This window comes from Pantoea sp. Ep11b, from assembly GCF_040783975.1.
Taxonomy (GTDB): domain Bacteria; phylum Pseudomonadota; class Gammaproteobacteria; order Enterobacterales; family Enterobacteriaceae; genus Pantoea.
This window is the reverse complement of sequence record NZ_CP160631.1, coordinates 3,765,972-3,780,126: the sequence shown is the minus strand read 5'-3', so window position 1 is coordinate 3,780,126 and position 14,155 is coordinate 3,765,972. Positions and strand designations below refer to the sequence as shown.

The 14,155-nt window shown below is 58.2% G+C and carries 11 protein-coding genes; 5 read left to right on the top strand and 6 right to left on the bottom strand.

All coding sequences use genetic code 11. The features are described 5' to 3' along the window. Nucleotides 1-4: 4 nt before the first annotated feature. Nucleotides 5-1,123, top strand: coding sequence for a 23S rRNA (guanine(1835)-N(2))-methyltransferase RlmG (gene rlmG, locus AB1748_RS17690; protein ID WP_111142021.1), 1,119 nt, complete (start codon nucleotides 5-7; stop codon nucleotides 1,121-1,123). On the opposite strand, the gene AB1748_RS17685 is transcribed toward rlmG, so the two are convergent. Both AB1748_RS17685 and AB1748_RS17680 read right to left on the bottom strand, forming a co-directional pair. Next, nucleotides 1,124-3,142, bottom strand: coding sequence for an FAD-dependent oxidoreductase (locus AB1748_RS17685; RefSeq protein ID WP_367395848.1), 2,019 nt, complete (start codon nucleotides 3,140-3,142; stop codon nucleotides 1,124-1,126). 179 nt (nucleotides 3,143-3,321) lie between these two features. Beyond that, a complete protein-coding gene (locus tag AB1748_RS17680; protein WP_367395847.1) occupies nucleotides 3,322-4,053 on the bottom strand; it encodes a polyphenol oxidase family protein in 732 nt (243 codons plus the stop codon). Between the two features lie 106 nt (nucleotides 4,054-4,159). Between AB1748_RS17680 and AB1748_RS17675 the strand changes: the two genes are divergently transcribed. The 4 genes from AB1748_RS17675 (at nucleotide 4,160) to AB1748_RS17660 (ending at nucleotide 9,327) form a co-directional block, all read left to right on the top strand. Further along, entirely contained in the window at nucleotides 4,160-4,969 is an 810-nt protein-coding gene (locus AB1748_RS17675) for a 5'-nucleotidase, lipoprotein e(P4) family (protein WP_111141346.1), read from the top strand. A gap of 578 nt (nucleotides 4,970-5,547) precedes the next feature. Beyond that, complete coding sequence (locus AB1748_RS17670; protein ID WP_293774449.1) at nucleotides 5,548-6,183, top strand: carbonic anhydrase; 636 nt, start codon at nucleotides 5,548-5,550, stop codon at nucleotides 6,181-6,183. After that, nucleotides 6,180-7,655: a SulP family inorganic anion transporter gene (locus tag AB1748_RS17665; protein ID WP_111141348.1), complete on the top strand. Its 1,476-nt coding sequence runs from the start codon at nucleotides 6,180-6,182 to the stop codon at nucleotides 7,653-7,655. The genes AB1748_RS17670 and AB1748_RS17665 overlap by 4 nt, the downstream gene beginning before the upstream one ends. Nucleotides 7,656-7,905: 250 nt before the next feature. Further along, on the top strand, nucleotides 7,906-9,327 hold the full coding sequence (locus AB1748_RS17660) for a sensor domain-containing diguanylate cyclase (RefSeq protein WP_293774452.1): 1,422 nt from the start codon (nucleotides 7,906-7,908) through the stop codon (nucleotides 9,325-9,327). 20 nt (nucleotides 9,328-9,347) lie between these two features. Here AB1748_RS17660 and ddlA read toward each other — a convergent pair whose 3' ends face one another. The 4 genes from ddlA to AB1748_RS17640 form a co-directional block, all read right to left on the bottom strand. After that, the gene (ddlA, locus tag AB1748_RS17655) at nucleotides 9,348-10,445 is read right to left on the bottom strand and encodes a D-alanine--D-alanine ligase (RefSeq protein ID WP_367395846.1); all 1,098 of its coding nucleotides are present in this window, start codon (nucleotides 10,443-10,445) and stop codon (nucleotides 9,348-9,350) included. Between the two features lie 93 nt (nucleotides 10,446-10,538). Next, nucleotides 10,539-11,090 carry a hypothetical protein gene (locus AB1748_RS17650; RefSeq protein WP_367395845.1) on the bottom strand — a complete coding sequence of 184 codons (552 nt, stop codon included), beginning with the start codon at nucleotides 11,088-11,090 and terminating at the stop codon, nucleotides 10,539-10,541. After that, nucleotides 11,087-13,447: a fimbria/pilus outer membrane usher protein gene (locus AB1748_RS17645; RefSeq protein WP_293774454.1), complete on the bottom strand. Its 2,361-nt coding sequence runs from the start codon at nucleotides 13,445-13,447 to the stop codon at nucleotides 11,087-11,089. Before AB1748_RS17645 ends, AB1748_RS17650 begins: the two co-directional genes overlap by 4 nt. 17 nt (nucleotides 13,448-13,464) lie before the next feature. Beyond that, nucleotides 13,465-14,142 carry a fimbria/pilus chaperone family protein gene (locus tag AB1748_RS17640; protein WP_158527496.1) on the bottom strand — a complete coding sequence of 226 codons (678 nt, stop codon included), beginning with the start codon at nucleotides 14,140-14,142 and terminating at the stop codon, nucleotides 13,465-13,467. Nucleotides 14,143-14,155 lie beyond the last annotated feature (13 nt).

Genomic DNA, 14,155 nt, shown 5'->3' with positions numbered 1-14,155 from the left:
ATTCATGAGCCAACTTGAACTGAACGATCGCACACTGATCCTGCATCGTTTCCCGCAGATGCGTGACGAAAGTCCATTACAAGCCTGGGACGCGGCTGATGAATACCTGTTGCAGCAGGCGCTGCCAGAGGGACCGGTGCTGGTGTTCAACGACAGTTTCGGGGCATTAACCTGTGCACTGAATCCGCGCACCGTCTGGCACGTCAGTGACTCCTGGCTGAGCCAGCAGGCTGCCCGTCAGAACCTGAAATTCAACGATATGGATGACAGCGACGTTCACTTTGTGGATAGCCTGGCCGAACTGCCTGCGGCCCCGGCGGCGGTGCTGATCAAAGTCCCGAAAACCCTGGCGCTGCTGGAGCATCAGCTGCGGGCTATTCGCGAGGTCGTCACTCCCGATACGGTGATCCTGGCGGCGGCGCGAGCCAAAGAGATCCATAACTCGACCCTGCAGCTGTTCGAACAGATCATCGGTGAAACCCGCACCTCGCTGGCGTGGAAAAAAGCGCGCCTGATCTTCAGCCAGTTCACCCGGCCCGCATTGCGCGAGGCAAAGCCGACGCTGGCCTGGCCGCTGGATGGCACCCCGTATCAGATCCATAACTACGCCAACGTGTTCTCACGCGCTTCGCTGGATATCGGCGCACGACTGTTTATACAGCATCTGCCGGAGAACATTGAGGGCGAGATTGTCGATCTGGGCTGCGGTAACGGCGTGGTGGGGCTGATGGCGCTGGCGCAGAACCCACAGGCGGACGTGCATTTTCTGGATGAGTCCTACATGGCGGTCGCCTCCAGCCAGTTGAACGTGGAGCTGAACCGTCCGGAAGATCTGGATCGCTGCCAGTTTCGGGTAAACAACGTGCTGAGCGGCTATCCGTCAGATCGGCTGCATGCGGTGCTCTGCAATCCGCCTTTCCATCAGCAGCACGCGGTCACCGACCATCTGGCCTGGCAGATGTTCCGCGATGCGAAACGCACGCTGCAGTATGGCGGCGAACTGCGCATCGTCGGCAACCGTCACCTGGATTATCACCACAAGCTGAAGAAGATGTTTGGTAACTGCACGCTGATCGCCTCCAACCAGAAGTTTGTGGTGCTGCGTGCGGTGAAGATGCGTTAATCAGATTGCCAGGGCCAGCCGGGTCGCCTGCGCAATGGCGCGGCGCGCATCCAGCTCCTGCGCCACGTCGGCCCCGCCGATGACGGTTACGTTCTGGCCTCTGGCGCGCAGCGCGGCTTCCAGTTCGCGCTGCGGCTCCTGTCCGGCGCAGATAATCACATTATCCACCGCCAACAGCAGGGTTTCCCCATTGCGCCTCAGATGCAAACCGTCATCATCAATCCCCAGATACTCCACACCGCCCCACATCTCAACCCCGCGCGCCTGCAGGCTGGCCCGATGGATCCAGCCGGTGGTTTTTGCCAGCCCGGCGCCCGGTTTACCTGAACGCCGCTGCAGCAGCCAGATCTGCCGCAGCGCGGCGGGCGGCTCGGGCTTCACGATGCCGCCACGCTGCGTCAGACTGTGGTCGATGCCCCATTCCGCATAAAACGAGGTCAGATCCTCATCATGCGAAGGCTGCGACAGATACTCCGCCACATCAAAACCGATGCCACCTGCGCCGATAATCGCCACCCGCTTGCCCACCGGGCGCCTGTCGCGCAGCACCTCCAGGTAGCTCAGCACGCTGGGATGATCGATGCCCGGAATGGCGGGGATGCGTGGCTGGATGCCGGTCGCCAGCACCACCTCATCGGCGTCACTCAGCCGATCCGCATCGACCCGACAGCCGGTCTTTACCGTCACGCCTGCGGCCGCCAGCTGATAGCGAAAATAGCGCAGCGTTTCACTGAACTCCGCTTTGCCGGGGATCTGCCGGGCAAGAATAAACTGTCCGCCAATCTCCGGTGCGGCTTCATAGAGCGTCACCTCATGGCCGCGCTGCGCTGCCTGTAGCGCAAACGCCATCCCGGCCGGGCCGCCACCGACTACCGCCAGCCTGCGCGGTGCGGCGCTGGCCACGACGGGCATCAGCGACTCATGGCAGGCGCGGGGATTGACCAGACAGGAGGTGATCTTACCGGCGAAGACCTGATCCAGGCAGGCCTGGTTGCAGGCGATACAGGTATTGATGCCGTCCGGTTCGCCGCGCTCCGCTTTGCTGACAAAGGCGGGATCGGCGAGAAAAGGGCGCGCCATTGACACCATGTCGGCGCAGCCCGACTGCAACAGCGACTCGGCGACCGCGGGGTGGTTGATGCGGTTGGTGGCGATGACCGGCACGGAAACATGGGCGCGCAGCCGCTGCGTCACCCAGGCAAAGGCCGCGCGCGGCACGCAGGTGGCGATGGTCGGGATGCGCGCTTCGTGCCAGCCGATGCCGGTGTTGAACAGCGTGACGCCACACTGTTCCAGCTCGCGAGCCAGCTGCAGCGTCTCCTCCAGCGTGCTGCCCTCTTCGATCAGGTCGAGCATCGACAGGCGGAAAATAATGATAAAGGCATCACCGGTTGCGGCGCGCACGGCACGGGTGATCGCCAGCGCGAACTGCATCCGCTGCTGAAAGTCGCCGCCCCAGCGATCGCTGCGCTGGTTGGTGTGCTTCACCAGAAACTGATTAATCAGGTAGCCTTCGGACCCCATAATCTCCACGCCATCGTAGCCCGCCTGCTGCGCCAGCCGGGCGCAGCGTGCAAAGTCATCGATGGTCTGTTCAATTGCCGCCTCGCTCATCGCCTGTGGCGTAAAGGGGTTAATCGGGGCCTGACAGGCGGAGGGGGCAACCAGATCGGGCTGATAGCTGTAGCGACCGGTATGCAGGATCTGCAGCGCGATTTTACCCTGATGCTGATGCACTGCCTCGGTGATCTGCCGGTGCCAGTCACACTGGGATTCGTCGGTAAGCATGGCGCCATGCGCCGTGGTGACGCCCTGAGCATTGGGCGCAATGCCGCCGGTGACGATCAGCGCGACACCCTCGCGCGCCCGCTCGCCGTAGAACGCTGCCAGCCGGGCGGCACCCTCGGGATGCTCTTCCAGACCGGTGTGCATCGAGCCCATCAGAAAACGGTTTTTCAGGCGGGTAAAGCCCAGATCCAGAGGCGTAAACAGCGCAGGGTAGGCGGCATTCGCAGGCATAAGCGTGACTCAGTGTAAAGTGGTCGGATGAGTTAACTCTAGCCGCTTCCCGGTTAAAAAAAAGTGAAAAAATGTCAGGGTGTGAGTGAAATCAAAAACAGCGGCAGGCGGTGAGCCGGTCAGGGTCACAGAGACGGGCCTTCCGCCTGCGTGCGGTCAGCCCGATAGCGCCAGCACCGTTATCGCGCCGCATCGTCCGGTGAGGGGCGCTGGCGGATCCACGAATAGCGTGAGCGATAGCCGCTGCCAGAGTGGGTATTAAAGCGGTAGCTGGAGCCGCTCTCTGCCATGCAGTAGGTACAGACATTCACGTTGTCGATCTGCGAGGCTGGCACACCTGCCTCCACCAGCAACTGTGTCGCCAGCGCAGGCAGATCGAACCAGACGCCCTGCTGCCGGGCAGTGGCCTGCGGACGCTGCGCCAGCGGATTGACCGGCTGGTGCTGATGCCAGCGCAGCCCGCGGGTGAAGGCCGGATCCTGCGCGATCGCCGTCAGCTGCGGTTCAGCCAGCTCGTAGCAGCAGGGCCCCATTGCCGGGCCGATCGCCACCACCAGATTCTGAGGTGTGCAGCCCTGTTCACACAGTTTTTCCACGGCGCGGGTCAGGACGCCCGCCAGCGTGCCCTTGAGTCCGGCATGCACTGCGGCCACGATCCGCGTTTCACGATCCGCAAACAGAACGGGCAGGCAATCCGCCGTGTAAACGGCGACCGGACGCGTTCCGCTGGCGATCACCCCATCTGACTCGCAGCTTTTGGGAGGAATGTTCTCACTGTCATTGACCACGGTCGCGCTGTGGCGCTGATGACCATAGGCGGCATCGGCGGGCGGCGGCTCACCGGCGGGCTGAAACGCGTAATCGAGCCACGTCAGCGCGTCGAGCAACGGCGAGTGCGGGTTCACGGCCATAAGAATCTCCTGTTATAACAGCATGCGTTGGGCTGCCCACAGCTTACGTTAACTGCTACATTTTTGAAGCTTCTCCCAAGCCCTTTCTCACATTAAGGATGAAATGATGAAAACCTCCGCAACACTCGCTGCATCCGGTCTGGTCGCGCTGTTACTGACCGGCTGTGCTCCCTCGGCACAGCAGACCGCGCAGCAGCAGCTGGGCCAGCAATCGGTGCTGGCGGCCAACTGGTTCCAGCAGTCTGGTGAATATCAGGCGCTGACCTGGCAGGCTTTTAATATTGCACGCATGGCTTTTGATCAGGCGCCCTCGCTGACCGGCAAACCTAAAGCGGTCATTGTCGATCTGGATGAGACCATGCTGGATAACAGCGCCTATAGCGCGTGGCAGGCGAAGAACGGTCAGCCGTTCAGCAGCAAAACCTGGTCAGCCTGGACGCAGGCGCGGCAGGCGAAAGCGGTGCCCGGCGCCGTTGAGTTCGCCCGTCATGTCACCCAAAACGGCGGCACGCTGTTCTATGTCTCGAACCGCGACCAGAAAGATTACGCCGCCACTGTCGCCAATATGCAGCAGCTCGGTTTCCCTGAGGTCAGCGAAAAAACAGTGCGTCTGAATAGCGACAGCTCCAACAAACAGGCACGTTTCGATGCCATTAAACATGCCGGCTATAACGTGGTGCTCTACGTAGGGGATAACCTCAACGATTTCGGTGGGGCCACCTGGCATCAGGGGAATCAGCAGCGGCGCGATTTCGTCAACCTTAACCATCAGCGCTTTGGTACGCAGTTCATTGTGCTGCCGAACCCGCTCTACGGTGACTGGGAGAGCGGCATGGCGGAAAACTACAACAAGCTGACCCCGGAACAGCAGCTGTCGGTGCGGGAGTCGCGCCTGCAGAGCTGGAACGGTAAATAATTCGTCAAGAAAAAGAGCCTGAGCGTTCAGGCTCTGATAATTTCCGGCCCTGATTTACTAACTTCCGTCACTATATCCGTGCAAATTAAATTAATTATCTCCCGCTTTATTCTTAACTCAAATCAGGTGGATTAAACTGGCTCCCTTCAATCAGGCTGGTGAATTGTGCTAATGGTTAATTTTTTAATTAAGAGCAATCCTAATAAAAGTCCGGCTGATTTTTAGAATAAACAATATCCCCTGAGTTACTGCTTGTATTTATTTGTCAGCACTAACTTTACTTATTAATCTGTTATTATTTAAATTAATGATTTAAATGATAAAAATACCAATGATTTATATTTCATCCAGAATCGTGTGCTGAATTAAATTTACTTTTAACTGACTCTTGTTGACGTCTTACTGACAAACGAAGCGATGTTAATGCGCTGTGAAATATTGCTCGTGCATTGATAATGGTTAACGTCTATAACCTTTTTCTGTGACTCAGTTCTTATTTACCTGGCGGCTTACCCTTTACCGGTCAGCCGAAACACTTTGTGGTCAGCCAGGATGCGACATCCCGGTAGTAGAGAGAGATGATTGTGACGACACTTAAACCCTTATTAGCGAAAAATCGCAGTTGGGCCTTACAGCGCCGCCAGCGCAATCCGGACTATTTTAAAAAATTCCTTCATCAGCAAAAACCGCACTCACTCTGGATAGGCTGCTCTGACAGCCGCGTTCCTGCCGAAGTCCTGACCGGCTCCCAGCCTGGCGAACTCTTTGTCCACCGCAACATCGCCAACATGGTGATTGAAGAGGATGACAATTTACTCAGCGTCCTGCAGTACGCCCTCTTTTTTCTCGGCGTGAAACGCATTGTTCTTAGCGGCCACTACGGCTGCGGCGGGGTGGAGGCCGCGCTGAATCTGCCGGGCAGCGTGCTGGACGGCCAGGAGAGTGCGCTGGCTAGGCGCATCAGCAGGCTGCGTCAGGATATTGAGACAGAGCTGGCAGAGAACCCGTCGCCGCAGGCCGAAACGGCTGAACGGCTCGACCGGCTGGTTGAAGCGAACGTCAAAGCGCAGTTCGCCAGACTGGTGAACGCCGGACCGGTCCGGCAAATCTGGCAATCGGGCCAGGAACTGGCGGTGTTTGGTTGTGTATATGACCTGCGATCCGGCCATCTTAAAGAGCTGATCCATCAATCTGCAGAGGAGCCTTCCTTATGAACCTCGATACCCTGCGCCGCGACATCCCGGCGGGTCTGGTGGTTTTCCTGGTCGCCTTACCACTCTGCCTGGGGATTGCCCAGGCGAGTGGATTGCCGCCGTTTGCCGGTCTGCTGACGGGTGTGATTGGCGGACTGGTGGTCACGTCGCTGAGTCCCTCCCGGTTTGCCGTCAGCGGTCCGGCGGCGGGTCTGGTCACTATCGTCGTCGCCTCAATGGCATCGCTGGGCAGCTTCTCCGCCTTTCTCACTGCGCTGATCATTGCCGGGGCGCTGCAGTGCCTGTTCGGGCTACTGCGCGCCGGGCGCTTTATTTCGCTGGTGCCAGGCAGCGTCATCAAGGGGATGCTGGCGGCGATTGGTCTGCTGCTGATCATGCAGCAGATCCCGGTGGCGTTTGGTGCGGCAGGCGATGCGGAACTGGTGTCGCTGGTGACGGGTGAGATGACCTTTTCACTGCCCGCGATAGCCGTGGCGGGGGCGGGCCTGGCTATCCTCTGCCTCTGGACCACCGGGCCGATCAAACGGATCAAAGCGCTGGCCTGGATCCCCGGTCCGCTGATAGCCGTACTGTCCGGCTGCCTGGCGACGGTCGTCGGTGGGCGACTCTTTCCTGACCTCGCCAGCGGTCTGGCGCGCATTTCGCTGCCTGCCTTCGACAGCGTTTCTGCGCTGATGGCCGGACTGGAGACGCCCGACTGGATGGCCTGGCAGAATCCGCAGGTCTGGGTGGTGGCCGTTACCCTGGCGCTGGTCGCCAGCCTGGAAACACTGCTGAGCCAGGAGGCGCTGAAAAAGTTACGTCCGCAGACGCCTGCGCCGTCGCCTAACAAAGAGATGTTTGCGCAGGGGATTGGTAATCTGACCGCCGGATTGCTGGGTGCCATGCCGATCACGGCAGTGATTGTGCGCAGTTCGGTCAACGTCAGCGCAGGCGCGCAGACGAAGCTGTCGATTTTCATTCACGGCCTGCTGCTGCTGATTTGCGGTATGTGGTTCAGCGAGATGCTGAACGCTATCCCGCTGGCCAGCCTGGCCGCCGTGCTGCTCTACACCGGCTATAAACTGGCGACGCCGCGTCTCTTTGTTGAGCAGTTCCGGATGGGCCCGCAGCAGTACGTACCGTTTCTGGCGACGATCGTCGGGATCATCACGCTGGGTATGCTGGCCGGCATCGGGATCGGGATCGCCACGCAGATCCTCTGCAGCATCTATAAGAGCCATCGCAACGCGCTGCAGCTTACCCGTTACGACGACCACTATGTACTGCGCTTTCAGCAGAACCTGACCTTTATGCACAATCCAAAGCTGCAGGGATTGCTGGATGAGATCCCGGAGAACAGCGTGGTCATCGTGGATAACGATAATGCAGAATATATCGATCCCGACGTCAGAGCGGTGCTTAAAGATTTCGGCGATAATGCCGATAAAAGGGGTATCCGCCTGAGTCAATGGCCGGTGGCTGTAAAATAGCGTTAAGCGCAAAGACAGGGTGTCATAACAGCAAAAATCGGATATCCCGGATATCCGATTTTTTTGTATGCAGGGCATAATAAGCCCCCATTTGCTGGCGTCATCGGGTATCAGTCACCTCCCGGATTGACCCATTAAGTGGTGTTTTATCGCAGGATGATACAGCGGGTCCCCAGGATGTAATTATTCTGACACCACGCGCCTGTTCAGGCTGATGTGGAAACGCCTCTTTGCAACAAGGTCCGGAAGTATGCGTATAGAGCTGTTTGAAGAGCACAACGCTAAGAAGAATGCCTTTTCGCTGTTTTTAATCACGCTGCTATTCTGCTTTATTGGCGGACACCTGCGCTTTCCGCAGGAGCTGTCGCTATTCTGGCCGGTCAACGCGATCATCACCGGCATCATCGTTCGCCATCCCTTTCTGCATCAGACCCGCTATTACCTCGCCAGCTTTGCCGCGATGGTGTTTAACGACACCGTTTTTTCGGGCTGGGCGCTGACCGCGTTTACGCTCAACCTGGCGAATCTGCTGTTTGTGCTGGTGGCGGTACTGCTGCTGGTGAAACATCTTCAGCACAATTCCGGCAGCGAACGTATTACCAGCGTACTGCGCATTTTTCCGGCCTGTCTGCTGGCGGCCCTGGCCTGTGCCAGCTGGGGAGCACTGGCTCAGCAGGCCGACTTTGATACCGGACTGGCGACAGCATGGGGTGAGTGGTTCAGCGAGCAGTTCTCTACCGGGCTGATGCTGCTGCCTTTTCTGCTGACGCGCGACTGGTCGTCGCTGTCGCCCCGGCAGTTCAGGGAGCTAGGCAAACTCTTCCCTGTCATCGCGGTGGTCCTGTCGCTGATCATCGGCGCGATGATGGGCGGGGCGGGCAGCCTGACCTTTCCGGTTCCGGCGCTGGTCTGGTGCGCCGTTGTGCTGCCGATGCCGCTGACCAGCCTGGTGATCCTGCTGACCGGTATTACTGAGATTATCCTGGTGTCACACGGGCTGATGAATATTCAGGGTGATGACAATCTGCTGCCAGTCAGCCATCTCACCTCGGCACGACTCGGCGTGGCGACTATCGCGATCAGTCCGCTGATCGTGGCTGCAAGCATGGACGCGATCCGCCAGCTGAATGAGCGGCTGGCGCTGCGGGCAAACTACGATTTCCTGACCCGACTGCTGTCGCGTTCGGGTCTCTATGAAAGCCTGCATGCCGAGCCGATTAACCCGGCGCGCACGGCAGGCGTGATCCTGATTGATGTCGACTACTTCAAAACGATTAACGACAATTTTGGCCATGATGCGGGCGACAGCGTGCTGGAAGAGATCGCCCGCCGGATGCAGCGCGTCGTGGGCAAAGCGGGACGCATCTGCCGTTTTGGCGGCGAAGAGTTTGTGGTGATACTGTTCGATCAGAATCCGGACAAGCTCTACTTTCTGGCAGAGGCGATCCGGCAGAAGATGGCGAAAGAGAAGTTCTGGCTGCAGGGTAGTAAGGTGACGGTGACCATCAGCCTGGGGCTGGCGCACGGCCGGGCGGGCAGGGCGGCAGAGTGGCATCGCGTCATCAACCGGCTGATCTCCGCCGCAGACAAAAATCTCTACCTGTCGAAACGCAATGGCCGCAATCAGACCTCCCCGGTCGGCGAGCAGGCCATGACCAGCGACGTGGCATAACGCCACGCCGCCGGCTGGGATCAGCTGACGCTGCTTTTCAGGGTGCTGGCCTGCTGGTGACGTGCTATCGCCAGATCGATCAGGCGGCTGATCAGATCCTGATAGCTGAGTCCGGCCGCCTGCCAGAGTTTCGGGTACATACTGATGTTGGTGAAGCCGGGCAGGGTGTTCACCTCGTTGACGATAATCTCACCGTCGTCAGTCAGGAAGACATCGACGCGGGCCATGCCAAAGCACTCCAGCGCAGTGAAGGCCCGGATGGCGACGGCCTGAATGGCCTCGCTGGTCTGCGCGGAAATCGCCGCCGGAACGACCGTCTGTGCGCCGCTTTCAGAGATATATTTGGTGTCGTAAGAGTAAAAGGCGTCATGCACCACCACTTCACCGCACGGGCTGGCTTCAGGGGCGTCGTTACCCAGCACCGCACACTCGATCTCCCGGCCTTTGATGCCCTGTTCAATCAGCACCTTACGGTCAAAGGAGAAGGCCAGCGCCAGCGCCGCCTCAAATTCGTCAGGCGAGTTCACTTTGCTGACGCCTACCGATGAACCCTGGTTGGCCGGTTTGATAAACAGCGGCAGGCCCAGGCGGGCAATCACGGCCTCTGCGTCCAGCTGCGCGCGCTGCGCCTGCGTGACGCTCAGCCACGGCGCGACCTTCAGCCCGGCATCGCGTAACAGGCGCTTGGTAAAATCTTTATCCATGCTGACGGCGGACCCCAGCACATCGGAACCGACGAAGGGTAACGAAGCCATGCGCAGCAGACCCTGCAGGGAGCCATCTTCGCCCAGCGTGCCGTGAACAATCGGAAAGATGACATCGATTTGCGACAGTGGATGGGCATCGTGACGGGTGATGATCTGCTGCTGTGTCTGACCCGGCACCAGCGCCACCGCTTCGGCAGCAGAATTCAGCGCGATCAGCGCCGGATTCTCCGCGTTAAGTAAGAAGTCTGACGCATCGTTAAGGTGCCACTTTCCCTGCTTGTCGATGCCCAGCAGCACCACATCGAATCTGGTTTTATCGATCGCCTCAAGGATATTTTTGGCCGACTGCAACGACACCTCATGCTCAGCCGATTTCCCGCCAAACACGATCCCTACCCGCAACTTTGTCATCAATTTTGCCCACTGAAAAAATCAAAACCACAAGATAGCATGGGCTTTGCGCGGGAAAACAGGGCAGAGCGGCAGATAATTACGCCCGGTGGATTAGCCTTCGCTGCTGACCAGAAAACTGCCGTTCAGCTGCCACTGCTGCCGTTCGCGAACGCGGGTAACAGCGGCCGGCAGCCAGGTATTTATCGTCACTTTTGCGCGCAACGTCGTGCCTGACGCGGGCTGGCCCTCCTGCAGAAAACGGAGGGGATTATTGCCGCTAAAGGCCATTTCCGCCGCCTGCCTGCCGGCACTGTCGATCATGACCGGATGGCCGTCGAGGGTCACATCATGCAGGGTCAGCGTCGCGCGACCCTGCTCGCCAAACGCATAGCTCTCACTGTCTTTTCCCCGCGCGCTGAACGTCAGGGCCAGCGACGACGGACGATCGCAGATCACGGTAAGGTCAGCTTCACGCTCCTCACCCATGCGCAACTCTGTGGCGGCGAACGAGTTGCCGGGGCGTGAAAGCAGTTCGCCGCGAGTCACGTCGCCATAGTGGATCTGAGGGTCGCTAAGCTGAATCGCGCAGGTTGCACAGGCAGTGGTGGTTATAAACAGGCCACTGAGGGCCAGCAGCAGGATCAGAGCTGATTGCTGTTTCATGGGTCGCATCTCGCTGAAAGGGAAGCATAAAGGGTGCCGGGTTCGTTATACCAGGGCGTGACGATGTTCAGTGAACAGGACGCACCGTTGCGGCCCAGGCTGAACAGCGGCTCATCCGGCAAATCGTCGAAGAAGAGCGTGCCGTCTTCATTCACAAAGGCGACCAGAGTGCCTTTGCCATTCTTCACCGGCGCGCCCGGTGCCGGGCCTTCATCCGCCGGGAAGCTCACCAGTGCACGGCGCACAGTAAAGGCGGGGAGCACAACCGGCACAACCGCACCGCGATAAGGCGTGATATCCGCGATCCCGCTGATGACCTGGACATTTTCAGGCAGGCTCTGATTTTCGATCTGCACGCTATTCTTCTGCCAGGGCGTCCATGAAGCGATAGCGTAGCCCTGGCGATCGCTCCATACCGTTCCGCCCGGGGTACGTATCTTCACATCCGGCTGTGGGCTGTTGAGGGAAATAATGCCGAAGGTATCGCCCACCTTTCGCGGGGTAAAGGTCAGGCCGCCGCTGTGCAGCACTGCACCGCCGCGAGCGCCAAGATTGTAGCTGGTGCTGTTTTCATTACGCGATGCACCACCGCTCAGTTGGCTGTACTTCGTAGTCCAGGTCCCTGAACCGGCTATAGAGGCCGCTTCCTGCTGGCTCTTTTCACCGGACAGGCTCCAGGAAAATTTGTCATTCAGCGTGCTGTCAAAACCGATTCCTGCCCGGGTTTTACGATCATTGTTACTGACCCAGCTGCGCATGCTGCTGTTGCCCAGAGGAACGGAGAGGTTGAGATAAAAGTAGCGACTATCGCTGCGGCGCTCATCGAGTGAGAGCCGGTTTTTCTGGATACCGAGGTTCACATTGACGCTGCCAAAGGCGCGGCCCCAACTGAACATATAGCCCACATTTTCTGAACCTTGCCAGCTTTGAGAGAGGCTGCCGGAAAAAGAGAATACGCCAAGCTGAGGCTGGTTGTAGCTCACTCCAATAGCATACTGTGACTTCATCTGCCCCGTCTGCTCACTGGTCTTTTTCGAACTCCACGAGCTGCCCGGATCCATGTAGTCCCGGCTGCGGAAGCTGGCCGAAGAGGTGAGTGACAGTCGGGGAGTGACGCCCGCGCTGAGGCTGATCTGATGATTCAGACCCTGTTTTTTACGTTCACTCCCGACCGCATCCTGAGTCTGCGAGGCTATCTGCGTCACTGAGGTCATCAGGTGTTCAGTCAGGCGCAGCGTCGTGCGCCAGGAGGCGGCCTGATAGTTTTCGCTCAGCACGCCTCCGGCCGTCAGCGCCATAACGTGATTCTGAAAAAGCCCCGCCGAACCTACCACCAGTGGAAACCGATCGTCGGTTAACCGCAGGCGGCCCACGCCCAGAGAGGGGCCGGCATCTGCCAGCGCGAGCGTGGATTGGGCCTGAATATAAGGAATGGACTGTGTCTGACGATTGCCAGCCTGATCGTGGGTGATGACTTCAAAATCATCTGATGCGTTAATGGCCGGAATATCATCCAGCTTATTCATGCCCGCCGTGACCTGAAAGGTCTTCAGCAAAATGCCCCCCTGCCAGATTTCGGCCGTGCCTGCCTGAGGTACCAGCAGATCCAGTGAGACACTCCGGCCTCCGCCATTCTGTAAACCGCGTTCTGGCGTGAGTTGAGCACCCAGCAGGTTAATGCCGGGAAAGAGTGAGCCGCCTGCCGTGATTTCACCGATTTGTATCACTGAAGACCAGCCGGGGACAGAGCGTTGCGCATAACTATAGAGTCGGGTCAGTTGATGCTGCTCATCCAGACTGGCGTAGCTTTGCCCACTGCGAAAAATCCAGTTATTGATGTTCGCGCCCACCTCAGAGGTCAGTGCCTGGGAGGTATGGCTCGCGCCGGCACGCGGCTGATACTGATAGCGCTGGCCATCGTAGTTCACGATCAGGGCATTGCCGCCGCGAGAGTAGTGCAGGTCACTCAGCAGATCGCTGGCTGGCACATTAAGTTCGAGAGTGCTGCGATCGACCTTTTGCTCCATCAGGATGGGAGACTCTGTTGGAAAGTGCAGGCAGGCATCATGATCGACACGACGAAAGCGTTCAGGGTTGATGCCCAGCGCCTGCAGAAGTGTCTCTGACCAGCAGGGATTACCCGCCTCATCAAACGTCAGGATATGTACGCCTTTGCTCTGCCTGTTGACGACGATATTGACGGGCTGTTCACCAGGAAGAAAATGGCTGCCGGCATCAAGCAGCTCTGCCGCACTGGCATCGTAGCCCAGCGCTTTTAGCATCTCCTGGTCATAGCCGCCCGCCGCCAGCGTAGTAACCGGGGAGATAAACAGGCTGAGTAACAGAAATCTTTTCATCGTCTTCAGCAAGCAGCTTATAACTGTGCTTCATACGGCGTCGTTAATATCCCATAGCGGGTGACGGGGTGCAGCCGGACAGACTTGATCCCCCCGGAGACTGCAGGCAGGGGCAGAGTGATTTTTTCACCCGGCAGAATATAGGTTTTCTTCAGCTCCACTGTGGCGTTACCCGGCAGCAGGTCGACCTGCTTAGTGAGCCTGACGATATAGGGAGTAGGATTCTCAATGTTCAGCGACAAACCGCTGCGCTGGAATTTAAGGCCGGTCCAGGGGGTTGTATTTAAGGGCAAATTACCAGGGGAGATAATCACCGGGATATTCTGACCAATAAGAATGCGGGCACGATTTTTTTCGCCGTCATCCTGCGGGATAGAGACGAAATCAATGCGCTGCATTTTTTGTTTATCAAGCCTGATGCCATCTTTCAGTATCACCCGTATCTGCTGCTTTTTCCCCCCTTCAACTTTCACCAGTTGTGGCGTAATAATCAGTTTATTTTCCTTGTCTTCGGCGATGGTCTGCAGGCTGCTGTGCAGCAGAGCCGGACTATTGTCGGTATTAAGAACCGTAATAGTGGCTTCACGCGTCTCGTCGTTGAGAAACAGTACAGGCACCTCTGGTTTCATGCCCGCAGCCAGAACTGAATGTGAAATGAGAAATAACGAAGCAGCAAGAGAGAGAGATTTAAGCAATGTATATGCCTCC